This is a genomic window from Xylanibacter rodentium, from assembly GCF_013166575.1.
GTDB lineage: Bacteria > Bacteroidota > Bacteroidia > Bacteroidales > Bacteroidaceae > Prevotella > Prevotella rodentium.
On the sequence record NZ_JABKKE010000011.1, the window covers coordinates 38,096 to 61,186 of the forward strand.

17 protein-coding genes and 1 tRNA gene are annotated in these 23,091 nt (G+C 47.7%); 8 read left to right on the plus strand and 10 right to left on the minus strand.

Features of this window, described 5'->3' with window-relative positions; genetic code table 11:
• Window positions 1-232 precede the first annotated feature (232 nt).
• Window positions 233-1,060: a carboxymuconolactone decarboxylase family protein gene (locus HPS55_RS07790; protein WP_172177490.1), complete on the plus strand. Its 828-nt coding sequence runs from the start codon at window positions 233-235 to the stop codon at window positions 1,058-1,060.
• A 1,313-nt stretch (window positions 1,061-2,373) separates the two neighbouring features.
• Here the strand turns inward: HPS55_RS07790 and pckA are convergent.
• The 5 genes from pckA to recO form a co-directional block, all read right to left on the minus strand.
• On the minus strand, window positions 2,374-3,987 hold the full coding sequence (gene pckA / locus HPS55_RS07795; RefSeq protein WP_172177492.1) for a phosphoenolpyruvate carboxykinase (ATP): 1,614 nt from the start codon (window positions 3,985-3,987) through the stop codon (window positions 2,374-2,376).
• A 341-nt stretch (window positions 3,988-4,328) separates the two neighbouring features.
• Entirely contained in the window at window positions 4,329-7,148 is a 2,820-nt protein-coding gene (locus HPS55_RS07800; protein WP_172177494.1) for a M16 family metallopeptidase, read from the minus strand.
• 283 nt (window positions 7,149-7,431) lie between these two features.
• Complete coding sequence (locus tag HPS55_RS07805) at window positions 7,432-7,653, minus strand: helix-turn-helix domain-containing protein (protein WP_172177496.1); 222 nt, start codon at window positions 7,651-7,653, stop codon at window positions 7,432-7,434.
• Window positions 7,654-7,705: 52 nt separating this feature from the next.
• Window positions 7,706-8,398 (minus strand): DUF2975 domain-containing protein, encoded by a 693-nt coding sequence (locus HPS55_RS07810; protein WP_172177498.1) that lies wholly within the window; start codon window positions 8,396-8,398, stop codon window positions 7,706-7,708.
• 344 nt (window positions 8,399-8,742) lie between these two features.
• On the minus strand, window positions 8,743-9,474 hold the full coding sequence (gene recO, locus HPS55_RS07815) for a DNA repair protein RecO (RefSeq protein WP_172177500.1): 732 nt from the start codon (window positions 9,472-9,474) through the stop codon (window positions 8,743-8,745).
• A 116-nt stretch (window positions 9,475-9,590) separates the two neighbouring features.
• Here recO and HPS55_RS07820 point away from each other — a divergent pair.
• Together HPS55_RS07820 and rpsT are read left to right on the plus strand one after the other, a co-directional pair.
• Window positions 9,591-9,662 (plus strand) — tRNA-Glu (locus tag HPS55_RS07820).
• A 27-nt stretch (window positions 9,663-9,689) separates the two neighbouring features.
• On the plus strand, window positions 9,690-9,944 hold the full coding sequence (gene rpsT / locus HPS55_RS07825) for a 30S ribosomal protein S20 (protein ID WP_172177502.1): 255 nt from the start codon (window positions 9,690-9,692) through the stop codon (window positions 9,942-9,944).
• Window positions 9,945-10,153: 209 nt separating this feature from the next.
• On the opposite strand, the gene HPS55_RS07830 is transcribed toward rpsT, so the two are convergent.
• Window positions 10,154-10,330: a hypothetical protein gene (locus HPS55_RS07830; RefSeq protein ID WP_172177504.1), complete on the minus strand. Its 177-nt coding sequence runs from the start codon at window positions 10,328-10,330 to the stop codon at window positions 10,154-10,156.
• 49 nt (window positions 10,331-10,379) lie between these two features.
• Here HPS55_RS07830 and gyrB point away from each other — a divergent pair, with 49 nt between their 5' ends.
• Window positions 10,380-12,353 carry a DNA topoisomerase (ATP-hydrolyzing) subunit B gene (gene gyrB / locus HPS55_RS07835; protein WP_172177506.1) on the plus strand — a complete coding sequence of 658 codons (1,974 nt, stop codon included), beginning with the start codon at window positions 10,380-10,382 and terminating at the stop codon, window positions 12,351-12,353.
• A gap of 102 nt (window positions 12,354-12,455) precedes the next feature.
• Here the strand turns inward: gyrB and HPS55_RS07840 are convergent, their stop codons facing one another.
• Window positions 12,456-13,226 (minus strand): hypothetical protein, encoded by a 771-nt coding sequence (locus HPS55_RS07840; protein WP_172177508.1) that lies wholly within the window; start codon window positions 13,224-13,226, stop codon window positions 12,456-12,458.
• Window positions 13,207-14,007 (minus strand): metallophosphoesterase family protein, encoded by an 801-nt coding sequence (locus tag HPS55_RS07845; RefSeq protein ID WP_172177510.1) that lies wholly within the window; start codon window positions 14,005-14,007, stop codon window positions 13,207-13,209. The genes HPS55_RS07840 and HPS55_RS07845 overlap by 20 nt, the downstream gene beginning before the upstream one ends.
• A gap of 221 nt (window positions 14,008-14,228) precedes the next feature.
• Here HPS55_RS07845 and HPS55_RS07850 point away from each other — a divergent pair, with 221 nt between their 5' ends.
• A complete protein-coding gene (locus tag HPS55_RS07850) occupies window positions 14,229-15,104 on the plus strand; it encodes a helix-turn-helix domain-containing protein (RefSeq protein ID WP_172177512.1) in 876 nt (291 codons plus the stop codon).
• A gap of 85 nt (window positions 15,105-15,189) precedes the next feature.
• On the opposite strand, the gene HPS55_RS07855 is transcribed toward HPS55_RS07850, so the two are convergent.
• Window positions 15,190-16,884: a Na/Pi cotransporter family protein gene (locus HPS55_RS07855; RefSeq protein ID WP_172177514.1), complete on the minus strand. Its 1,695-nt coding sequence runs from the start codon at window positions 16,882-16,884 to the stop codon at window positions 15,190-15,192.
• Window positions 16,885-16,980: 96 nt separating this feature from the next.
• On the opposite strand from HPS55_RS07855, the gene HPS55_RS07860 reads away from it, so the two are divergent.
• The 3 genes from HPS55_RS07860 to HPS55_RS07870 all read left to right on the plus strand — a co-directional run bounded on the left by HPS55_RS07860 (window position 16,981) and on the right by HPS55_RS07870 (window position 20,724).
• Window positions 16,981-18,642 carry a nucleoside kinase gene (locus tag HPS55_RS07860; protein WP_172177516.1) on the plus strand — a complete coding sequence of 554 codons (1,662 nt, stop codon included), beginning with the start codon at window positions 16,981-16,983 and terminating at the stop codon, window positions 18,640-18,642.
• A gap of 231 nt (window positions 18,643-18,873) precedes the next feature.
• A complete protein-coding gene (locus tag HPS55_RS07865; protein WP_172324892.1) occupies window positions 18,874-20,241 on the plus strand; it encodes a PKD domain-containing protein in 1,368 nt (455 codons plus the stop codon).
• Complete coding sequence (locus HPS55_RS07870) at window positions 20,242-20,724, plus strand: hypothetical protein (RefSeq protein ID WP_172324894.1); 483 nt, start codon at window positions 20,242-20,244, stop codon at window positions 20,722-20,724.
• 179 nt (window positions 20,725-20,903) lie between these two features.
• Here the strand turns inward: HPS55_RS07870 and HPS55_RS07875 are convergent, their stop codons facing one another.
• Window positions 20,904-22,247: a UDP-N-acetylmuramoyl-tripeptide--D-alanyl-D-alanine ligase gene (locus tag HPS55_RS07875; protein WP_172177520.1), complete on the minus strand. Its 1,344-nt coding sequence runs from the start codon at window positions 22,245-22,247 to the stop codon at window positions 20,904-20,906.
• Window positions 22,248-23,091: the final 844 nt, after the last annotated feature.

Genomic DNA, 23,091 nt, shown 5'->3' on the forward strand with positions numbered 1-23,091 from the left:
TAGTTACGAAATATTCGTAGAAATATTGTCCGTTCATGTAGAATCTTGGCAGATAGATTGGATGGAAACGTTATAAAGGCCCAACTGACGGTGTAGCACAAACCGTGTGGGGCTGTTGTTTTTTTGTTGTGTAATATCTGTAAAAATGATACAAAAAGCTTGCGTATCGTTACACATGATTTGATGAAAAGCCGCTAATTTTGCATGCAGAAATTATTAAATCGGTATGATTATGAAAAAAATATTATTGTCCACAGCATTCACTGCTGTTTTTACGGTATCTGACAACATAACACTTATGGCTCAGAATAAAATTACACAGACGGCCGGGCACAGCGTTCTCGGCGAGTTCGCTCCGAAATTTGCGGAGCTTAACGACAATGTTCTTTTCGGCGATGCCGTTTGGAACGATTCCACACTTTCACTTCACGACCACAGCATGGTGACCATTTCTATTCTTCTTGGAAAGGGACTGGTCGATTCGTCGTTTCGTTCGCATTTGGAGATGGGCAAAAAGCACGGCATCACCCGCAAGGAGATCGCCGCTCTACTGACACAAGCCGCTTTCTATGCCGGTTGGCCTAACGCCTGGGCCGGATTTCGCATGGCGAAGGAGGTGTGGGCTGACAATGATGCTGTTACGGAAAAAGAGCGTTTTCAGCAGGAGATGATATTCCCTGTAGGTGAACCGAATACGGAATATGCCAAATATTTCATCGGCAAGAGTTATATCGCCCGAGTATCCGACTCACAGATTCCTATTGCCAACGTGACTTTCGAACCACGGTGCCGCAACAACTGGCATATTCACAAGGCTGTTAAAGGCGGTGGCCAGATGCTTGTGGGCGTGGCCGGAAAAGGATGGTATCAGGAAGACGGTAAGCCAGCACAGGAGATTCTGCCCGGCACGGTCATTCATATTCCGGCCAATGTGAAGCATTGGCACGGTGCTGCGTCTGACAGTTGGTTTGCTCATCTTGCGTTCGAGATATCCGGTGAGAAGGCCTCCAACGAATGGCTGGAGCCTGTGACTGACGAGGAGTATGACAGACTCCCATAAGTGATTGAAGTTCATGCTGTAGCTGAAAATTCCAACGTAAATAGGCGTAGACGCAAAGATTCTTTTCGTACATTAATGAAAAAAATCTTTTTGTCTACGCCTATTTACGTTGAAAATATATTGTAAACCTGTTGGCGGAATAAAAAGTTTGCAGGATATAAAAAAAGAATGCGGTATGACTCACTCACTCCGCACTCTTCTTAATGGCTGCTGATATGTACTAAATAATAAAAACTTAAAACAGTCTCATACCGGCATTTCCATTGTCTGAAAATCTAATAACATAATCTTTACCTTAAATCTATTAACTACTAACCTAATGAATAACAATGTATTCGTCTCGAACACGATGCAAAGATACATATATTTGTGTGCGTACACAAATATATTAACAATTGTTTGATATTTATTAGTTTTCTTCTTGATTTAAGTCAACGGTTATGGGCTTTTCTTATACTATTTCTTTCTTTTCTGCAAGTTGTTGCACGGATATTTTATTGTTATGTCTGTTTCGAACTCGTCAGGTTTGTCTTTTCCATAAGGCAGTTTACGATTATGTTTCTTTCCTGTGTTGGTCTTTGTCTACTATTAGTAACGCTTTTTTCGGTAAACGATAAGGGGACAACAGGCAAATGTTGTTTTATTTCTTAATTTTTTGCACTTTTTTCCTCTCGTTCTGGAAAAGCAATAAGGGCTTCTCTGCTTTCTTGACACGTATTTTTGGCATCGTAATGTAGCCGTAAGGGCCTCCCGAGGTTGCCATTACGGCGTAGTTGGCTTGCCGTGGCGGCCTCGTTGCAATGCAAGGAGGCCGCCACGGCAACCCCATTAGGGCCTCTCTGCTTTTTTTACACGGTGCTATTGCGGTTCTAAAAGTGTAACTCTCTGATTATCAGTGTTTCCTATTTTGGCCGAAATTTCGTGTTTTTCGGGCTCTTGGCAGGAAAATGCGATTTTGTGACGGCCGACGAAGTGTTTTGTAAAGATAATTAAAAGCCCCTCCCGGCCTCCCCAAAGGGGAGGAGCCTGATACACGGTGGGGAAATGGGAGTGATAATGTGAGAAATGAAAAATGGGGAGTGATGGGAATAATAGGAGTGATGGGAATGATTTGAGGAATGGGAGTGATGGGTGAGGTGGAAGAGAAATGGGAATAATGGGAAGTGCCGGTGGGATGTTCCGGTTTATCCTGTGCGCTCAGTATCCCCCTTTGGGGGATTATAGGGGGCTGTCTTTCTGAAAAAATCCCGCCCGACATGAATATGCCGGGCGGGGTTGGTATTGTTTTTGTGAAAAAACGCTGTTCGTTGCGATTAGAGCTGCGGACCTGCTGCGACGAGAGCCTTGCCGGCTTCGTTGCCAGTGTACTTCACAAAGTTCTTCTGGAAGCGTGCTGCCAGGTCTTCAGCCTTCTTCTGCCACTCTGCTGCGTCAGCATAAGTATCGCGCGGGTCAAGAATATTTGTATCCACGCCCTCAAGCTCTGTGGGAACAGCGAAGTTGAAGATAGGAATGTTCTTTGTAGGAGCATTGAGGATAGCGCCACCGAGGATTCCGTCGATGATACCGCGTGTGTCGCGGATAGAGATACGCTTGCCTGTTCCGTTCCAGCCGGTGTTTACGAGGTATGCCTTGGCACCGCTCTTCTCCATCTTCTTAACCAGTTCCTCAGCGTACTTTGTGGGGTGCAGTTCGAGGAATGCCTGGCCGAAGCAAGCCGAGAATGTGGGAGTGGGCTCTGTGATGCCGCGTTCCGTACCTGCCAGCTTGGCTGTGAAGCCTGAGAGGAAGTAGTATTTGGTCTGCTCGGGTGTGAGGATGGATACGGGAGGCAGTACGCCGAATGCGTCGGCCGACAGGAAGATTACATTCTTGGCTGCGGGAGCTGCGCTCTTCGGACGGACAATGTTGTTGATGTGCTCGATGGGATAAGATACACGGGTGTTCTCTGTGGTGCTCTTGTCGGCGAAATCGATAGTGCCGTCCTCTGCCACAGTAACGTTCTCGAGCAGAGCGTTGCGCTTGATGGCGTTATAGATATCGGGCTCGCTCTCCTTGTCGAGGTTGATAACCTTAGCGTAGCATCCGCCCTCGAAGTTGAACACACCGTTGTCGTCCCATCCGTGCTCGTCGTCACCGATGAGCAGACGCTTCGGGTCGGTAGACAGTGTGGTCTTGCCTGTACCTGACAGACCGAAGAATACGGCTGTGTTCTCTCCGTTGAGGTCCGTGTTGGCAGAGCAGTGCATTGAAGCCATGCCCTTGAGCGGCAGATAGTAGTTCATCATAGAGAACATACCTTTCTTCATCTCGCCACCGTACCATGTGTTGATGATAACCTGCTCGCGGCTTGTCACGTTGAACACAACGGCTGTCTCTGAGTTAAGACCCAGTTCCTTATAGTTTTCAACCTTTGCTTTCGATGCGTTGTAAACGATAAAGTCGGGTTCAAAGCTCTCCAGTTCGGCTTCTGTGGGGCGGATGAACATGTTCTTTACAAAGTGTGCCTGCCATGCCACCTCTACGATGAAGCGCACTGCCATGCGTGTATCCTCGTTGGCACCGCAGAAACCGTCAACAACGAACAAACGCTTGTTTGACAGCTCTTTCTTTGCTATTTCCTTTACGGCAGCCCATGCTTCCGGAGAAGCGGGGTGGTTGTCGTTTTTGTATTCGTCTGATGTCCACCATACGGTATCCTTTGAGTTTTCGTCCATCACGATGAACTTGTCCTTGGGTGAACGGCCGGTGTAGATACCCGTCATCACGTTTACTGCGCCGAGTTCTGTCTCCTTACCTTTCTCGAAGCCTGTCAGGCTTTCCTTTGTCTCCTCTTCGAACAATGTCTCATACGAGGGATTGTACACTACCTCAGTTGTACCTGTGATACCATACTTCTCTAAAACTGACTTATCAAACTTTGCCATTTTTAAATGTATTTATTGTGTGAAAATTTTAAATATCCAATCTTTTCGTTTGCCTTGATAGAAGTATTTTTGTCCCTGTCGGGCCTTTTAATACCTATTTTATCGCCCGCAAAGTTAGCAAAAAAGCAAATATGCCGGAACGTTTGCGCACACAATTTTCAATAACTCTAAGTCTTTTTATCTTAAAGAATCTAAATTTCACATATTTTTCTATTCTTTGCAAAGTCTGATTTGCAAAAAAAGAAGTTGATATTGGGGTAAATAAAAAAACGGCCTTCCTGCCGTTTCTCTCGCGTGGAGATACAGGCGGGAAGGCCGTGAAAAGTATTTCTTTGTCGTGTTTATTCCTCGGGCATCATCACCACTTCAATGCGGTTGCCGGCTTTGAGGAACTCGGTCATGAATGCAGTGATGGTCTGCGGTGTCTGTGCCTGCACGGTAGCCTTGTATGCCGTGTGCATGTCGATGCCATACTCGTTGTATGTGCTTAATATGCCGTTCCAATAGTTGTTGGTCTTGGTGCGGTCGTCGTAGCTCTTGAGCATGTATTCCTTGACCTTGGTCAGCATGTCGGCATCGCATGTCTTGGCGAGCTGTTCCATCTCGTCGCGCATTATGGACAGTGCAGTTTCGCCTTTTTCGGGTTTCATCGGGCAGTAGGCGAACATGGTGCAGTCGGTGTCTTTGTCGATGCGTCGTATGCTGCCTTGTGCTCCTACACTGTATGCTGCGCTGGCGTCTTCACGTATCTTCTTGAGATAAATCATGCTGAGCACCTGTCCGGCGATGTCTGTCTTTATCTTGTTGTCGAGAGTGTATGGTATGTCCTTGTTGGTCCATATCATCATCGATATGGCTTTCGGAGTCTCCATCTTGCGCTTGAAGCTGTTCACAACCACACCTGTGGCATCGGTGTCAACGTTCTTGCCCTTGACAATCTTCTTCTGTGAAGGCAATGAGGCTATATATTGTTCGAGAAGTGGGCGGATGGCGGCCTCGTCGAAGTTGCCGACGATGGTCACTGTATATGCGGCTGCGTTTGATGTGAGCTGTTTGGCTATCTCAAGTATCCGGTCGTAATTGACGTCTTTCAGATCGTTTGCTTCCACAGAAGTGAAGCGCGGGTTGTGGCAGTTCATGGTTACCGTTACGGAGTCGTTGAAAGCGCTTTCCGGTGACAGTGCCTTGTTCTTGAGGCTTATCTCGTAGGTCTTCATAAGATTTGCAAAAGACTCTTCGTCTTTGTTTATCTTCGTGAAGTAGAGGTATACAAGCTGTAGGAGTGTTTCCACGTCGTTGGGAGTGGACGATCCGTTGATTCTCTGCCGTCTGCTGCCGAGCGACATCGATGCGCTGACTATCTTGCCGGCCAAGGCCTTTTCCAGTTCCGTGTGCGAGAAATTGCCCAGTCCGCTGGCTTCGACGACGTCGTCAAACACTTTCAGATTGGTGTAGTCGGCCTTGTCGTATAGCGACGAGCCTCCGTATCCTTCCATCGACAGGAGTACCTGGTCCTGCTTGTAGTCGGTCTTCTTGAGTATCACCTTCACACCGTTGGAAAGCATGAGTTCCTTGTATCCGAACTGCGTGTTTTCCTTTTCGCTCTTTATCGAGCCTTTCTTGGGCAGGGTGCTGATGAGCGGTTCGTCCTTTACGTTGTCCACATAGGGTTGGAGGTTCTCCGTGCGTACGTCGGCGATGGCCTTCAGAAGGTTTTCCTTTGTAGGATAGACATTGCCTTCCTTCTCGTTGTTGAAGCTCAGGATGACCATGTTGGAGTCGTTGGCCGGTATGAGCATGGCCATCACTTGGTTGACGGCCTCGACAGGAATCATGGGTATCACCTGTTTCATCGTTGCATAGTAGTCGTCGATGGACGGTATCGGCTCGTTGGCGAGATAATGCTCCTTGTATTCGTCGCAGAACTGGCGGCTGTAGCGCTTGTCCTTGTTGCTGTAAGACTTGTCGAGGGCACTCATGGCGTTTGCTTTGGCGCGGTTGTATTCTGTCGGTGTGAATCCGAACTTTGCAACACGCAGAGCCTCGCGGTATATGGCGGCAAGAGCGGCTTCGGTCTGGCCTTCCTTGGGCAGCGCGTCGATGTCGAATGCCTGGACGGTGCTGGCGAAGATATAGTCTCCGTCGTATGCCGAAGAACTTACAAACGGGCTTTCGGGCTTTTGTGCGCATTCTTCAAGACGTGCGTTGAGCATGCGGATGGCCGTGTTCTTGACATATTCCGAAACAAGATACGGTATGGTATTCTTTATAGAGTCGGGCATTGCCTCGTGCTTGAATATGAGGTCTATCGTATTGGTACGTTGCTCCTTGTCCTTCTCTATGACCACAATGGGCTCGGCGTTGTCGGGCACGGGTTCCTTGACCACAGGCGCGGCATCGGCCTGCAATACGATTCCGCTGAACAGACGCTTGATTTCGGCCTCGACATGGTCCACGTCGATGTCGCCTACAACGATGATGGCCTGATTGTCCGGACGGTACCATTTCTCGTAGTAGTCGCGCAGTGTCTGCGGCTTGAAGTTGTCGATGACGCTCATCAGTCCGATGGGCATGCGCAGGCCGTATTTGCTTCCGGGATAGAGTGTGGGCAGGGCGCGCTCGAACATGCGCTGTGAGGCACTGCTGCGCATACGCCACTCTTCGTGTATCACACCGCGCTCCTTGTCGATTTCGGCAGGGTCAAGCATCAGGCCGTCTGCCCAGTCGTAGAGGATGAGCAGGCAGGAGTCGAGTGCCGACTGCCGTGTGGTGGGCACATTGGAGATGTTGTATACAGTCTGGTCTATGCTGGTATAGGCGTTGAGGTCGCGACCGAACTGCACACCGATTGATTCGCAGTAGCGTATCAGGTCGTTGCCTTTGAAGTGTTTGGTTCCGTTGAAGCACATGTGTTCGAGGAAGTGGGCTAGTCCGCGTTGCGGTTCGTCTTCCTGAAGCGAGCCCACGCGCTGTGCGATGTAGAACTCCGCGCGGTTTTCCGGCCAGTTGTTATAGCGGATGTAGTAGGTCAGTCCGTTGGACAGCTTTCCGATACGTACATCCTTGTCGACGGGTAATGTCGGCATTTGCATCTGAGCTACTGCGGTCAACATTGTACCGAGGAGTATCAGTGCGGATAGAAATAGTTTTTTTAGTCTCATTTGTGTTATAAATTAAGAAAAATCATGTAAAAGTATATGTTTTTTTGTTTATGAAGTTATTATTCAATGGATAATTTGTTTTTCTTAACATAAAGACGGGCTCTTTTTCGTAACAGTTGTTCTTTTCAGGAGAAGAGAACGGTGAAGGGAAATGCTTTACATATTTGTAATAGATATAGAGAGAGTATGTGTGTTGGTATTTTTTTGATTTTCGGGCTGTAGGCGTTTTCCCTGTTTCCCGTTCTCTGTTTGTTTTTTCGAAAGTTTCTTTATAGAGGTGTGTTCACGCTTCTTGTTTCACCTCTTTCCTGTACTCCAGAATGTCGCCCGGCTGGCAGTCGAGAGCGTTGCATATGGCTTCTAAAGTGGAGAACCGCACGGCCTTGGCCTTTCCTGTTTTCAGGATGGACAGATTGGCCGGTGTGAGGTCTATCTTTGCGGCCAGATCGCCGAGCGATATTTTGCGCCGGGCCATCATTACGTCGAGATTTACTATTATAGGCATAATATGTATGTATTTGGATTCTTTGTATATAGTGTTCATGTAAATGTTGTTCTCAGATGGTCAGTTCTTGTTCTTCGCGCATTTGTAGTCCGCAGGAAAACACTTCTCCCATTATCATTGCGGCAATGCCTGTTCCGAGCAACAGGATATTCTCGCTCACGGGGGTGAACCAGTCTATGAGATAGCCTTTTGGAGCGAATATGCCGCTGGCTACAGCACACAGAATCCATTCTGTCATTACCGACAGTATGAATATTGCTATAAGGGCTGTGCCCATGCGTCGGAGCAGTTTTACGTTTTTCCACTCGAATATCTCATGTCGCCGTACATTGCGTATGAACATTATCAGGCTGCATAGGAAGAATATGTCGGCCACGAGTACAATCAGGCCGGTGGCGGTCATAGCGGTGTCAGTCGCCCATGAAGTTTTGTTTGCGCCTTTTACGAAAATCATGCTCTTCACCGGCATTATCTGTGTCTGCTCGCCCGTGAGCGTGTTTTCGATGGTAGTTTCCTTGTTGCCGAATATGTTATATGGTATCATGCTGACAGTGCAAAGAGTATACTTGGTGTTGTCGAATATTTCGATGTCGTTTTTCAGTTTCTCTTTGTCTGTCACGGTCATGCCGGCAGCCTGTTTAATCATATGATAGGCTATGACGCCTGAGTAAGTGAACCCTCCTGCAATGTACAGGATTATCACTGCGAACATTGTCACGCAAAGGATGTTGAACTTCTTTTTCATTGTCTTTCGTTTTTTTGTTGATTAATATTTTTTTTGTCGGTTTCTCATGGCCGTCTTTTTTATGACAGCCGTGCTCGTGATTTCAGGAGTCTTTTCGTTTTATGATAAACATTTATCGTTTTTCGATATTGCAAAGGTATGGCAAATATTCTGAATGACCAAATATTTCACTAATTATTTATCGAAAAACAATAAAAAATTAGCGTTTTCTTTTGTTTTTGCGTATCAACTGGCAGTAATATCATGTATATACATTATTATATATAAGTGACACACATTGTATATTTGAAGTGAAGTTGGCTTGTGTGTAGACGTGTGCCGTCAGGTGTGTTTGTCGGGCGTGGTTAAATGCCGTCAAAAAGCTCGTGCAGCACATCAAGAGAACGCAGTTCGGGAAAGTCGGGTATGTGGATGCGGTAATACCGTATTATTATGTCAAGTGTGCGGTTGCGCTCGTCGCGCGACATACGGTAAAGGTGCATTGTGGCAAATCGCATGCGCATCATAACACTTATTCGTGCCGCATCGGCGGGCTCTATAACGTCGTGGTGTGACGGGTGTGTGGCGGTGAAGCTGCCGGCGCGCAGGTCGAACCATGAGCCCGGTGTGTAACAGTCGAGATTGGGATAGAATCCGAGAAACAGTGACATTCGCATAAGGAATACGATATGGAAGTTGGCATGCCCCGATGCACTGTTGTCCAACCAACAGAGACTGTCGGCAATATAGTCGAAGAGCTGTTCGTTATGCTGTTCGCCGCGCAGGGCGTGACATAGAAATTCGGAAATGAAGAGCGATATTGATATCTTGACAGGGTCTGAAGGCAGCGAGACGTAAGGCACTGCCAGGCGGGTGTCTCGCAGTTTCTGCAACGGTATGTGCGGTCGGATGTCGCATTCAATGTCGAGCAGAGTGAGCGGTTGCAGCATTTGGCGGCGCAATCCGCCGTAGGATGAACGACTCACGGACACGGCAAACGATATGCGTCCTGAGCTACGGGTGAACATTTCTGTTATCATACGCCGCTCGCCATATTTGATGGTACGTAGCACAATGGCCCATGTTTTTGTCAGCATAAAGACAAAGATAGGGCTTTTCTTACAGAAAATCATCACTTTAGTGCATTTTTCTTTTAAAAAATTTTGTTGTATTAAATAAAAGCGGTAACTTTGCACCCGCAAAACAACCCTAAGGTCCCTTCGTCTATCGGTTAGGACGAGAGATTTTCATTCTCTAAAGAGGAGTTCGACTCTCCTAGGGACTACGAAAATTAAAAATACGAAGAATAAAGATGGCAAATCACAAATCAGCAATTAAGAGAATCCGTCAGAATAAGAAGAGAGCTCTGCACAATAAATATTATGCAAAGACAATGCGTAATGCTGTACGCAAATTGCGCGCTATCACGGATAAGGACGAGGCGGCAAAATTGTATCCTATTGTTCAGAAGATGCTGGACAAGCTGGCTAAGACCAATATTATTCACAAAAACAAGGCTTCAAACTTGAAGTCAAAGCTTGCCGCCCACGTTAACAAGTTGGGATAATCTGTTCCTTTGTCTTATTTTGTATCGCGATATAAAACGAGTTGCATACCGTTATGGAATGCAACTCGTTCTGTATGTGCATATTGGGACTTTTTTGTATCTTTTCTCTTCTCACTTTACTGATATTTTACAGCTTTAGTATTGGGCATGTACAGGCCCGGTAAAATATATAGTGGGGATTATAGTTTTTTCATTATTGATTTTTTATGTCAATGGACTTGCCGACGGTCTGTTCCGGAGTAGCTGGTGCAGTGTATTTTGGTGAGGCTGCAACGGTGGCAGCGGATGTTCTCAGTGAGTGTGTGGGCGATGTCTGTGCGGTTGTGTTCTTTCGTTTCGGCAAGGGCTTTTTTAGGTTGTTTTTCGTCTTCCAAATATTTCGTCAAGTCATAAATATTTAGTAACTTTGCAATCTATAAAGACTATAAACAAATTATGGCAGAAGACATAACGAAGGAAAGCAATTATTCCGCGAGTAACATTCAGGTGCTCGAGGGACTTGAGGCCGTGCGCAAGCGTCCTGCAATGTATATCGGCGATATAAGCGAGAAGGGACTTCACCATCTTGTCAACGAGACCGTAGACAACTCCATAGACGAGGCCATGGCCGGATATTGCACCCATATAGAGGTGACTATAAATGAGGACAATTCGATAACCGTACAGGATAACGGTCGCGGTATACCTGTGGACGAGCATGAGAAACTTCACAAGTCGGCATTGGAGGTGGTAATGACAGTACTGCATGCCGGCGGAAAGTTTGACAAAGGCTCATATAAGGTCAGCGGCGGACTTCACGGTGTAGGTGTGAGTTGCGTCAACGCGCTTTCCACACATATGCTGTCGCAGGTATTCCGTGACGGTAAGATTTACCAGCAGGAGTACGAGCAGGGCAAGCCGCTCTATCCCGTGAAGGTGGTGGGTGAGACCACTCTTAGAGGCACGCGTCAGCAGTTTTGGCCGGACAATACGATTTTTACTACTACGGAATACAAGTACGACATCATAGCCAAGCGTATGCGTGAGCTGGCATATCTCAACGCCGGCATCACCATTACGCTTACCGACATGCGCCCCGATGAAGAGGGCAAGACACGTCAGGAGGTGTTTCACGCCAAAGACGGACTGAAGGAGTTTGTGCGGTATGTGGACCGTCATCGCTCGCATCTCTTCGACGATGTGATATATCTGAAGACCGAGAAGCAAGGCATACCCATAGAGGTGGCCGTGATGTACAATACAGACTATTCGGAAAACATTCATTCGTATGTCAACAATATCAACACCATTGAGGGAGGTACCCATCTGGTGGGATTCCGCATGGCGCTCACCCGCACGCTGAAGAAGTATGCCGACGCCGACCCGGCCATATCGAAGCAGATTGAGAAGGCTAAGATAGAGGTGGCCGGGGAGGATTTCCGTGAGGGTCTCACCGCCGTTATATCCATCAAGGTAGCCGAGCCGCAGTTTGAGGGACAGACCAAGACAAAGCTGGGCAACAGCGAGGTGGCCGGAGCCGTGCAGCAGGCTGTGGGTGAGGCGATGGCGTATTATCTGGAGGAGCATCCGAAAGAGGCGCGGCAGATATGTGACAAGGTTATATTGGCAGCTACGGCGCGTATCGCGGCACGCAAGGCCCGTGAGAGTGTACAGCGAAAGAATCCGATGACGGGTGGCGGACTGCCCGGCAAGTTGGCCGACTGTTCCAACAAAGACCCGAAGGCATGCGAGATATTTCTCGTCGAGGGAGACTCGGCCGGTGGTTCGGCCAAGCAGGGCCGCGACCGCTATACACAGGCAATACTGCCGCTTCGCGGTAAGATATTGAACGTAGAGAAAGTGCAGTGGCATCGTGTGTTCGAGGCTGAGTCGGTGATGAACATCATACAGAGTATCGGAGTGCGTTTTGGGGTTGAGGGCGAAGGCGACAAGGAAGCCAACATAGACAAGCTGCGCTATGACAAGATCATAATAATGACTGACGCCGATGTCGATGGCTCGCACATCGACACGCTCATCATGACACTATTCTACCGTTTCATGCCTAAGGTGATACAGGACGGACATCTTTACATTGCCACTCCGCCGCTTTATCTCTGTACATACAAGAACCAGGCCAAGGAGTACTGTTATACAGAGCAGCAGCGCCAGGCTTTCATCGACAAGTGGGGAGGTGGCGTAGACGACGGCAAGAGTATACACACGCAGCGGTACAAAGGTCTTGGTGAGATGAATCCGGAACAGCTTTGGGAGACAACAATGAATCCGGAGACACGTCTGCTCAAACAAGTTACAATAGAGAATGCGGCCGAGGCCGATGAAATATTCTCGATGCTCATGGGTGACGATGTAGAACCGCGCCGCGAGTTTATCGAGAAAAATGCTACTTACGCCAATATTGACGCTTAAGAAAAAAAGAAAGCCCCCTATAATCCCCCAAAGGGGGATGCTGAGTTTACACGTCTTTTAGTAATTCCCAGCATCCCCCTTTGGGGGATTATAGGGGGCTTTCTACATTGTTTGCAGTTTCAATCCTATCGACAACCCGACAATATCCCAAAGACTTATTTTGTTGTCCTGAAGCATAGCCCGCAGATAGATGTCGCATGTGCTGATTTCGTAGAATATGGTGAGGCTTTTCATGAACTTGCGGCGGTTGTGCGGCACAATAGCGGTGAAGCGTTGGCCTGCGAACACGTTTATGCGAACCTTAGTTGACAGAAACTCATAATATTTGTCTGGATAACGTTTGGGCTCCCTTCCCCAAAACTCATGTCCGAAAACAGTGTTGAAGTATATTCCGCAGGTCAATGGCTCGACGTTGAACTTGCTGCCGGCAGGCAGTCGCCACGGAACGAAGTTCTGTTTGAATGTCATTGTCATCTTGGCTCTGGAACTGTTGAATCGCGGCAGGTATCCGAACAGCAGGTTAGTCTCATATTGACGGTGGTTGCCGTAGTCCCATCCCATACCTACTGATACTACACCCATGTTGCCGGCATATTGTATGACGGTCTGTGTGGGTATCAGAAAGTTCCACAAACGGCGATATCGGTATACCCGGCGTTCATAGTTTGTCAACGCGGAGTTGTCGGTTGATGAATTTACGGTAGTTTCGTTGTTTTCGTTGTTCTTGTCCGTTATGGTATCGGTTGTCATGGTGACACCGGACACGGATTCTGTCGTTTCCGTAACATTATATTCTACTGAAGGCACGCTTGTTGCCATGGCAGTAGATACCGACATGATAAGTATAGGCATGCTAAAAATGAATGACTTCATAGGTATAACCGTCTTTTGTGATATTGAAAAGAAGATAGCTGCGGCGGTTGGCGCTTGGAACTCCGTAATATATGATGCCATCATCATAGATTTCTTCAATCTGCAAGCAGTGGTCGTGCCCGTTGACACAGAAGAGCAGGCCCGGAAACGTGCGGATGTAAAGCTGGAATGCCTTGGCAACGTTGTTGTTGAACTGTTCGCAATAAGGCCGTGCGTGCATGCAGACCACGGAACGGTCGAATAAAGCGGAGTCGGCAGTGTGCTGTTCTTCCATATAGTCAAGATTAGGCACGGCCGCCAGATAGTCGTATTCGGTGGCGTTGGTGTTTAGGCATACGAACTTTATGCGTCCTGCGATAAAGCTGAAGTCCATCTTCCCGTACATCACAGAATAGGTCTCGTTGCCAGTGCCGAGAAAATCATGATTGCCTATCAAAGCCACGTAGGGTACTTTCAGACGTGCCAGTCGGTCACGTTGCCATATATATTCCTTTGTTGTGCCGCAGTCGGTCAGGTCGCCTCCGTGCACAACGAAGTCCACATCCGGATGGCTGTTTATGTCGGCAATCATGTCTTCTGTATCGCCGTACCAACCGTGCGAGTCGCTTATGAATGCCACTGTGAGACTTTCTTTGTCGCGGCAATCTTCTTCTATTCGACTTATGTTGTGACTGTTTATGTCTTTTTCTCCGTCAAACCGCACGTCGTATGGATGGTAGTCAAATACACCACTGCATCCGGCAATCGACATACAGGACAGAAAAATGGTTAATCGGTTCATGGAATATATGATTGTTTGGATGGCAAAGTTAGTAATAAGAAGTGAGAAAACTGAAATATAACACTAAGTTTTGTGGTCGTTTTTGCTGTTTTATTGTACAAAATAGAATATTTATCGTAAATTTGCAGCGGAGAAATACTGCATTTGGTTTTTATTGTTCATGAGGAACAGTGGTCAGTTGCTGTTTGCTATGACACCGAATGTGGCAAAAACGACACATAATGAATCAGAAAAGTATTAAAGATGCGGATATTCAAGGAGCCAAAAATCTGAACGAGGCAAACTTTATCGGCAATGATATCCTGATAACAAACATGTGCGACGTGCCTATACCTGACGGTGCGCGCCGGATGAACTTTATCCTCATTACTCTGTGTACCGGTGGCGAGGCCCGATATACCGTTGATACACAGGAACAGACAGTGAGGAAGAATGATGTGATAATAATTTCAGAGCGGCATGTCGTGGCTGACTATAAGTCGAGTCTTGATATTGATGGAATATGTATCATTATGTCTGTAAAGTTCTTCTATGAGACGATAAGTAATGTCGGAGATATCTCGGTGATGTTTCTTTTCTCCAAAAATCATCCTGTTGTCAGTCTTACACAGAATGAAGCCGATACTTTCAAGAGCTATTTCTACATGCTCAAGGACAAGCTGGCTGACATGCAGAATCATTTTCGTCGTGAACTGGCCCGTACGCTCATGCTTGCCATGTTCTATGAGATGAGCAATGTGATATACCGTGTGCAGCAGAATAACAGTCGCCGGCATACGCGTGCCGATGTCATATTCACCCGTTTCCTGCATTTGGTAGAAGAGAATTTCAAGCGTGAACGGCGTGTCGGGTGGTATGCCGAGCAACTCTGCATCACTCCTAAGTATTTGTCGGAAACGGTGAAGAGTGTCAGCCGGCGCACACCCAATGAATGGATAGACCGTTACGTGACGTTTGAGTTGCGTATACAGTTGCGGAACTTTACGAAAAGTATCAAGGAGATAGCCATTGACATGAATTTCCCCAACCAGTCTTTTCTTGGAAAATATTTCAAGGAACATGTAGGCATGTCGCCGTCGGAATATAGAAAGTCGTAGGAGGGCTTTTTTAGTGTTCAAGGAGTTAAAGGGATCTATTACTCCCTTTAACTCCTTGAACACTAAAAATATTCCTAAAGAAAAATCACGCTGAATGTTGCCGTGTTCCCATGCGTGCCTCAACGACGTTGACAACATAGTCGCCCAGTTTTTCACACTCGCTCACAATATCCATGTACATTGTACCCATCTCGTAGGCATACTCGTGGTTGTTTATGTCGTTGATGTTCTGGTTTTTCAATTGTGTGCGGTAGTTGTTTATTTCGTTTTCGATGTTGAACGAACGGTTTACGTCGAAACTGTCTTTGCGTCCTGTCATCAACACGTTCATCTGCGTGAGCGAATCGTCCGTCAGTTCAAGCATCTGGTGCAGGTGTTCGTATTGCTTTTCGGTAAAGTCTTCCTTGCCGGCCGTTTTTCTGTTAAGTGTACGTGCAATGTTGTAACAACTGTCGCCGATACTTTCAATCTCGGATATTTCGCGTAGCATAGCCCGTATTTTGGCTTTGGTGTCGTCACTCAGGTGTGCGTCGCTCACGTTGTTCAGATATTTGGCTATTTCTATTTCCATGTTGTCGCTGATGCTTTCGTACTTCTCTATGCGGGAATATAGTTTTGTGAATTCGTTTGTATCGGTGATGCCGAGCAATTCACGCACCATCCCGAACATACGTTGTATACGCTTGGCAAACAGTTGTATTTCTTTCTGTGCTTCAAGAACAGACAACTCCGGAGTCTTCATGATGGTATTGCCTCCGATGTAGTTCAGACGGAAATCCTCTTCCTCGTCGGCCTTTCGCGGCTTGATGGCCCAGCAGCAGAAATGTTCTATCTGTGGTATGAACCATATAAGGATGAAAGTGTTGGTCACGTTGAACATGGTATGGAATGTGGCCAGCACAAACGACAGACGCACGGGGTTGATACTGTTTGCCTCGGGGTCGACGCCTGTCAGCGAGCATACAAAGTTGACAAAGGGAAAGAACATTATGAGCACCCAGAGTACACCGAACACATTGAAGAACATGTGTGACAAGGCAGCGCGTCGTGCCTGCGTATTGCCGGTCATTGCTGCGAGATTTGCCGTGATGGTGGTACCTATGTTTTCGCCCATCACGAGAGCAATGCCCGGATATATGGACAGTACTCCGCTTGTACAGAGCACCATCGTTATGGCCATCAGGGCTGCTGATGACTGTACGCAGAATGTCAGTATGGTTCCGATGACAAGGAAAGCAAGTATGGTTCCGAAATTGTTGGGGTCGAACTGTGAGAAAAACTCGGCCAAAGCCGCATTGTGTGCCAAATCCATTTCCTTTCCGGTGATATTGAGAGTGCCTAAGGCGAAGAACATAAAAGAAGCACCGAAAAGAAAATCACCGATGTAACGGTATCTTTTCATGTATATGAGCATGATACCTATCAGGAATGCCGGCCAGACGAAGTTTGTTATGTTGAAAGAGAATCCGGCGCTCATAATCCATGCCGAGAGCGTTGTTCCGATGTTGGCTCCCATTATTACCGAGATAGCCTGTGCCAGTGTGAGCAGGCCCGCATTGACGAACGAAACCGTCATCACCGTCGTTGCGGCCGAGGACTGGACAGAGGCTGTTACGAACATTCCCGTTAGCATTCCGGTGAATCGGTTGGTAGTCATTGCTCCGAGCACGTGGCGTAATTGCGAGCCGGCCATTTTTTGAAGTGCCTCGCTCATGGCTTTCATTCCGTATATGAGCAGCGCGATGGCTCCAACAAGTTTAAAAATAATAAGTAACGACATATTTTTTATTTTATTAAAATGTCAGTTCCGCATGTTCTCAAATATTTTGATTATCTTTACCGCAGTAAACAAACAACCCTTAAAACATAGAGAAGAATGGAAAAAGAAATACAAATTCGTTGCAAAAATAATAAAAAAAAGATAAATATACGCATAGGCAGTACACTTTCTGAGATATTTCGTGAATTAAATCTTGCGATGGAATATGGTCCGGTAAGCGCAAAGGTGAACAATAAGGTTGAGGGAATGCACTATCGTGTATACAACAGCAAGGACATCGAGTTCCTGAACTTGCATTCGTCATCAGGCATGCGCACATATACACGCACGCTCTTCTTTGTGCTTTGCAAGGCTGTCAACGACCTTTACCCCGATGGGAGCGTGGTGATAGACATACCCGTATCCAACGGATACTATTGTGATCTGCGCATAGGTCGTGCCGTGACCGATGCCGATGCCACGGCCATACGCACCAGGATGCAGGAGATAATAGATGCGGCTATTCCCGTGCGCCGTCACGAATGTACCACAGAGGAGGCCATCCGCATGTTTGGTGAGATGGGGCGCGAGTCAAAGGCGAAACTTCTTGAAAGCACCGGCCGGCTCTATACCATATATTATGATATAGACGGATATCGCGACTATTATTATGGCGTTTTGCTCACCAATACCTCCAAACTTCATCTTTTCGGGCTTGAGAAATATTACGACGGACTGCTGTTGCGCATACCGTCTGTATCCGACCCTTCGCAGCTGGGCGAATTGATACGTCAGGACAAGATGTTCGAGATATTCAAGGAGCACCACCAGTGGCAGGATATTCTCGGACTGTCCACCATCGGCGACCTGAACAGTGCCATAGACAAAGGATGGACCACGGACCTTATAAACCTTTCCGAAGCACTTCAGGAGAAAAAAATAGTAAAGATAGCCGAAGACATTGCTTCGCGCACTGATGTGAAGATGGTGCTCATTGCCGGTCCGTCGTCGAGCGGCAAGACCACTACATGCAAGCGAATTTCGGTACAACTTCTGGCCAACGGAATACGCCCTGTGCCCATCTCGCTCGACGATTATTTTATAGACCGTGACAAGACTCCCCGCGATGCTTCGGGTGATTACGATTTTGAAAGCCTTTATGCCCTTAATATACCGTTGCTCAACGAACAGATGAACGCCCTTTTTGCCGGCGAGGAGGTGGAGTTGCCGCGTTACGACTTCCCCACGGGCAAGAGCGTAAGCAGCGGCCGTCGGTTGAAGCTGAGGGGCAACGAAGTGCTTGTCGTTGAAGGAATACATGCGCTCAACCCCGAACTGACGGCTCACATCCCGGAGAATCAGAAATACCGGGTATACGCCTCTGCACTTACCACCATACTTATAGACTCGCACAACTATGTGCCCACCACCGACAACCGACTGCTTCGGCGCATCATCCGCGACTACAAGTACCGTGGTGTCAGTGCCCGTGAGACAATACGCCGGTGGCCGTCGGTGCGCAAGGGGGAGAACCGTTGGATATTCCCGTTTCAGGAGCAGGCAGACGTGATGTTCAACACGGCCATGCTTTTCGAACTGGCTGTCATCAAGACTCAGGCCGAGCCATTGCTTGAGCTTGTGCCCGAAAATTGTGAGGAGCATAGTGAGGCCTACCGACTGTTGAAGTTCCTGCATTATATCAAGCCCATACCATACGAACAGGTTCCTTCAACATCGCTTCTGCGCGAGTTTCTTGGAGGCAGTTCGTTCAGGTACTGAATCTCTTTTTTATAATTGAGAATTGAGAGTTGAGAGTTGAGAATTATGATTACCTTTCCTCTAAAGGAAAAGCATTTCTATACTGCCGGTGTGGGAATCTCAAGATTTTCATGTAATTTTGTACTCTCATTGGGAGAGAGATGTTAAAATGATGATGATATGGGCTAATCATAATTCTCAACTCTCAACTCTCAACTCTCAATTATAATTTTTCGATAATAAAACAAGATTATGAAAAAAATTCTACTATTACTATCAATCTTCGCCGTGTTCGTGACCGGAGTACGGGCAGACGATCTGCGTGCGGCGTTCACGTCGGCACAGTCCTACATCCCCTATTACGTCCAGAACTTTGACAGCGAGGAGGAATTCTCGTCGTGGACAGTCAATACCACCAATCGCGAAGGCACATGGGAACTGGCGCCAGGAATGGGCTATAACATTACTTTTGACGGCATTGATCCGGACAACAAGAACTCGCTGACCATCAATTACAGCAAGAATCGTCAGGATGAGACCGCCACATCGCCTGAAATAGACATACTTCCCGGCAGCGTGGTGGAATATTACAATTATTTCAGTCCCGTATGGCTTGTCTTTGCCGGATATACGTTTTATGCCACTGACGTGGCTACAGGTGATACCATTCAGTTTCTCAATCAGTTCCGTTGGGCTCAGGCCGAAGGATATGACGAGACAGCTTGGAAAAAGTTCTCCTTTGACCTGAAGCGTCTGGAAGGCCGCAGGGTCACGTTTTCATTCCGCTATCAAGGCAGTGACGGAGACCAGCAGCTCATCGACGGATTTCGTGTGATGCAGGTGGACGACAGCGATGATGCCCGCGTGAATGTATACCAGGGCGAGACCGTTCAGTTCTATGATCGTTCCGAGGGTGACGTGAAGTCGTGGCGATGGGAGTTTGAAGGCGGAGTGCCGGCCACATCGTCCAAGCCTGACCCGGTGGTGCGTTACGATCGGGCCGGAACTTATTCTGTCAAGCTCACTGTGAGCGACGGCACCGCTCAGTCGGAAACCGTACGTGAGGGGTATGTCATTGTCAGCATGCAGCAGCCGGTAGCTCAGATCGGCCTGCCCGAGGAGGGCTATCTGTCACCTTTCGTTGCCACTTTCGTTCCGACTGATGTTCCGCTGCAGTTCCGCAATCTGTCCACAGGTATGCCTACATCACTGAAATGGCAGTTTGTTGGAGGCTCGCCGGAAACGAGCACAGAGCAGAATCCCGTTGTCACATACACAAAGAAAGGCGTCTACAGCCTCTCGCTCACAGCCTCGAACGATGCCGGCACCGACACCGATGCCATGCTGTATGCCGTGCAGGCCGGTGGAGCGCAGTATGTGTGGAACATCACCCCTGAGGAAAACTCGTCGCTTGCACAGATCAAACTCGGATGGTACGGCAATTACGCCGGCTCGAATTGGCTCGGGCTTTTGGCCTTTGCCGAGCATTATGACAAGCCTTTGGCTCCGGCCACGATAGACAGTGTCGACATTTATTTCTACTCCGGCCACACAGTGTCGCCCGACGCCCCCATCACGTTAAGCATCTGCCGTCCAGACGCTTCGGGCGCTCCGGGATAAGTGCTCGGCTCTGCTACAATAACGGCCAGTGGCATCGCCATCGACAACTCGTCGTTTGTGCCCACGCGTTTTCACCTGTCGTCACCGGTGGAGATAGACAGTGACTTCTTCGTGGTGATAGAAGGCTTCCCCAATGTATCTCAGGATACTGAACCTTACGACTCGGACGATATTGCCATTGCCTGCGTACGCCGCGCTGAGGGAGGAAAGACCACCACATGGCAGCTTGTGGAGGATCAGGATGATTATGGCAATTCGCTCGGTACGAGCCAATGGTTTGAAAACACAGATGATGCCGTGTCGATGGCCGTATGCCCGGTGATTACCTACGACCCACCTGTAATCCCCGACGCCATTGTCCCCGTTGAGGTTTCTTCTGATGCCGGTGACGATGCCATATACACTCTGCAAGGCATACGTGTTACGGGAACGACGTTGCCTGCGGGCATATATATAAAAGGCGGTAAAAAGGTGGCCTTTTAAGGAGCCTCTCTTGGGGCTGTGTCAAAATCCGGTCCATTTTGCTTGTAGGGATATATTCTTGTATTTGTCCGCTAAGTATATGCTGAATATCAACATGTTACTAACGGACAAATACAAGAATATGTCCCTACCTTTTGCGATATCTATATTCTGACACAGCCCCAAGAGAGAAAAAAAACTCACAGCTTTTCCGGCAGCTCGTACAATCTTGTGCTGTGACTGCCTTTTATCAGTATGTATCTTCCTTCAATGTGCTTGCGGTTGATTTCTTCTTTCACCTCGTCCACATTTCTGAATTTGCGGAATCTGCATTCCGTCCTGCCGAACTCCTCTCCTACGAGCCACACCTCGTCAAAGCCGCAGTCGTCGAGCAAAGCCACTATCTTGCTATGCTCGTCTGCGCTCACGTCGCCGAGTTCGCCCATGTCGCCGAGTATGGCCATCTTGGGGCTTGTCTCCATCATCCGGAAGTTGTCGATGGCCGCAGCCATACTCGTCGGGTTGGCATTGTAGGCATCTACAATCAGACGGTTGTGTGCCGTCACGGTCATTTGCGAACGGTTGTTGCTTGGCATATAGTTCTCCAGTGCATGGCATATCCTGTCGGCGTCTACACCGAAGTGGCGTCCTACGGTGATTGCGGCCAGCATGTTGTCGGTGTTGTAGGCACCTATCAAGTGTGTCTGCACCTCGTGCCATTCTCCGGCGGTATGTCCGTCAGCGTGCTCTTCGCGCCATCTGAATCTCAGAAACGGAGCGCAGCCCGTCACTTCACCCCTTACATAGGTGTCGTCAAGCGTCGTGGCGCCGTGTGTTTCCTGACGGGGACTCTTGCCGTATCCCACTACATGGGGCAGACCTGTAGCCATGTTTTCCAGAATATCGTTGTCGGCGTTGACAAAGGTAATGCTGTCGGGCTTTGTGCGAAGAAAATCGTAAAGTTCACCCTTTGTGCGAATCACGCCCTCAAACGAGCCGAAGCCAAGCAGATGGGCACGTCCTACGTTGGTTATCAGTCCGCAGTCGGGTTCGACAATCTCTACCAACGTCTTTATGTCGCCAGGATGGCTTGCACCCATCTCTACCACGGCAATGTCATGTTCCGGTGTGATGCGGAGCAGTGTCTTTGGCACGCCGATGTCGTTGTTGAAGTTTCCCGCTGTGCAAAGCACATGGTATTTCTCGGCCAGTACGGCCGCGGTCAGTTCCTTTGTCGTTGTCTTGCCGTTGGTGCCCGTTATTCCTATCACGGGGTTGCAGAATTGCCGGCGGTGATGGCGTGCGAGCTGTTGCAGCGTCTGAAGGCAGTCGTCTACAAGTATGCACCGTTCGTCCGAGGCATATTCGGCCTCGTCGACCACGGCCCATGAACAACCTTTTTCAAGTGCCGCCGCTGCAAACCGGTTACCGTCGAACGATTCGCCTTTCAAGGCCACGAATATAGAACCTTGCGGGCAGTCGCGGCTGTCGGTAGTGACCACAGGATGTTTTTTGAAAATGCTATAAAGTTCCGATATTTCCATAATCATCAGCTTTATTATTAGAATCAGCTTTATTACCGTAATATGTATTATTCGGCTGCAAAAATACATTAAAATTCCCGAACGGTGTAATATAATGATAAATAAGTAAGTCAATCAACAGAATTAAACTACATAATCTTCCGGACATAGGATGGGGCGCCTTGAAAGAACGTGCTTTGGATGGATGCGCCCCAACGGGGCAACGAGCACATAGCCCGGGGCAGAGCGTAGCGGCACCCCGGGAATAATACGATTCATACATTCGCCCTGAAAGGGCAAAAGCGTTAATTATCAAATACTTACATTTTTTTACATTCCATATGTTTTTATGCTTTTGCCCTTTCAGGGCGCGGGGATTGTCGATGTTTGATTCCCGGGGTGCCGCTACGCTCTGCCCCGGGCTATGTGCTCGTTGCCCCGTTGGGGCGCATCCATCCAGAGTGCGTTCATCCTATATCCGGACGATAATGTAGTTTAATTTTGTTGACTAACTTATTTTGATAATCTTTACAGGCAAATTATAAAGTAATATAACTTATATTACTTATCAATATAACTTATATTACTTATCAATATAACTTATATTACTTATCAATATAACTTATATTACTTATCAATATGACTTATATTATATAATGGTGTTTGCCCAGTTGCCGTTACATCACTTAACATAGACGTTTGTGTCTTTTATATTTTTAGTTGAAGATTTAAATATGCAAAGATTTTTAGTTTTAACACAGGCAAGAGTTCGCCATTCCTCTGTGTTTTTCAGAAACATAAACTTATTTTATCCATTTGCAATTGTTGTTCGGGATTTTTTTCGTATTTTTGTCTCCGCATATGA

What these genes read in the sequence shown, in the direction of transcription:
- HPS55_RS07790 (WP_172177490.1), top strand. Translation starts at nt 233, where the DNA reads ATGAAAAAAATATTATTGTCCACAGCATTCACTGCTGTTTTTACGGTA.
- pckA (WP_172177492.1), bottom strand. Translation starts at nt 3,987, where the DNA reads ATGGCAAAGTTTGATAAGTCAGTTTTAGAGAAGTATGGTATCACAGGT.
- HPS55_RS07800 (WP_172177494.1), bottom strand. Translation starts at nt 7,148, where the DNA reads ATGAGACTAAAAAAACTATTTCTATCCGCACTGATACTCCTCGGTACA.
- HPS55_RS07805 (WP_172177496.1), bottom strand. Translation starts at nt 7,653, where the DNA reads ATGCCTATAATAGTAAATCTCGACGTAATGATGGCCCGGCGCAAAATA.
- HPS55_RS07810 (WP_172177498.1), bottom strand. Translation starts at nt 8,398, where the DNA reads ATGAAAAAGAAGTTCAACATCCTTTGCGTGACAATGTTCGCAGTGATA.
- recO (WP_172177500.1), bottom strand. Translation starts at nt 9,474, where the DNA reads ATGCTGACAAAAACATGGGCCATTGTGCTACGTACCATCAAATATGGC.
- rpsT (WP_172177502.1), top strand. Translation starts at nt 9,690, where the DNA reads ATGGCAAATCACAAATCAGCAATTAAGAGAATCCGTCAGAATAAGAAG.
- gyrB (WP_172177506.1), top strand. Translation starts at nt 10,380, where the DNA reads ATGGCAGAAGACATAACGAAGGAAAGCAATTATTCCGCGAGTAACATT.
- HPS55_RS07840 (WP_172177508.1), bottom strand. Translation starts at nt 13,226, where the DNA reads ATGAAGTCATTCATTTTTAGCATGCCTATACTTATCATGTCGGTATCT.
- HPS55_RS07845 (WP_172177510.1), bottom strand. Translation starts at nt 14,007, where the DNA reads ATGAACCGATTAACCATTTTTCTGTCCTGTATGTCGATTGCCGGATGC.
- HPS55_RS07850 (WP_172177512.1), top strand. Translation starts at nt 14,229, where the DNA reads ATGAATCAGAAAAGTATTAAAGATGCGGATATTCAAGGAGCCAAAAAT.
- HPS55_RS07855 (WP_172177514.1), bottom strand. Translation starts at nt 16,884, where the DNA reads ATGTCGTTACTTATTATTTTTAAACTTGTTGGAGCCATCGCGCTGCTC.
- HPS55_RS07860 (WP_172177516.1), top strand. Translation starts at nt 16,981, where the DNA reads ATGGAAAAAGAAATACAAATTCGTTGCAAAAATAATAAAAAAAAGATA.
- HPS55_RS07865 (WP_172324892.1), top strand. Translation starts at nt 18,874, where the DNA reads ATGAAAAAAATTCTACTATTACTATCAATCTTCGCCGTGTTCGTGACC.
- HPS55_RS07875 (WP_172177520.1), bottom strand. Translation starts at nt 22,247, where the DNA reads ATGGAAATATCGGAACTTTATAGCATTTTCAAAAAACATCCTGTGGTC.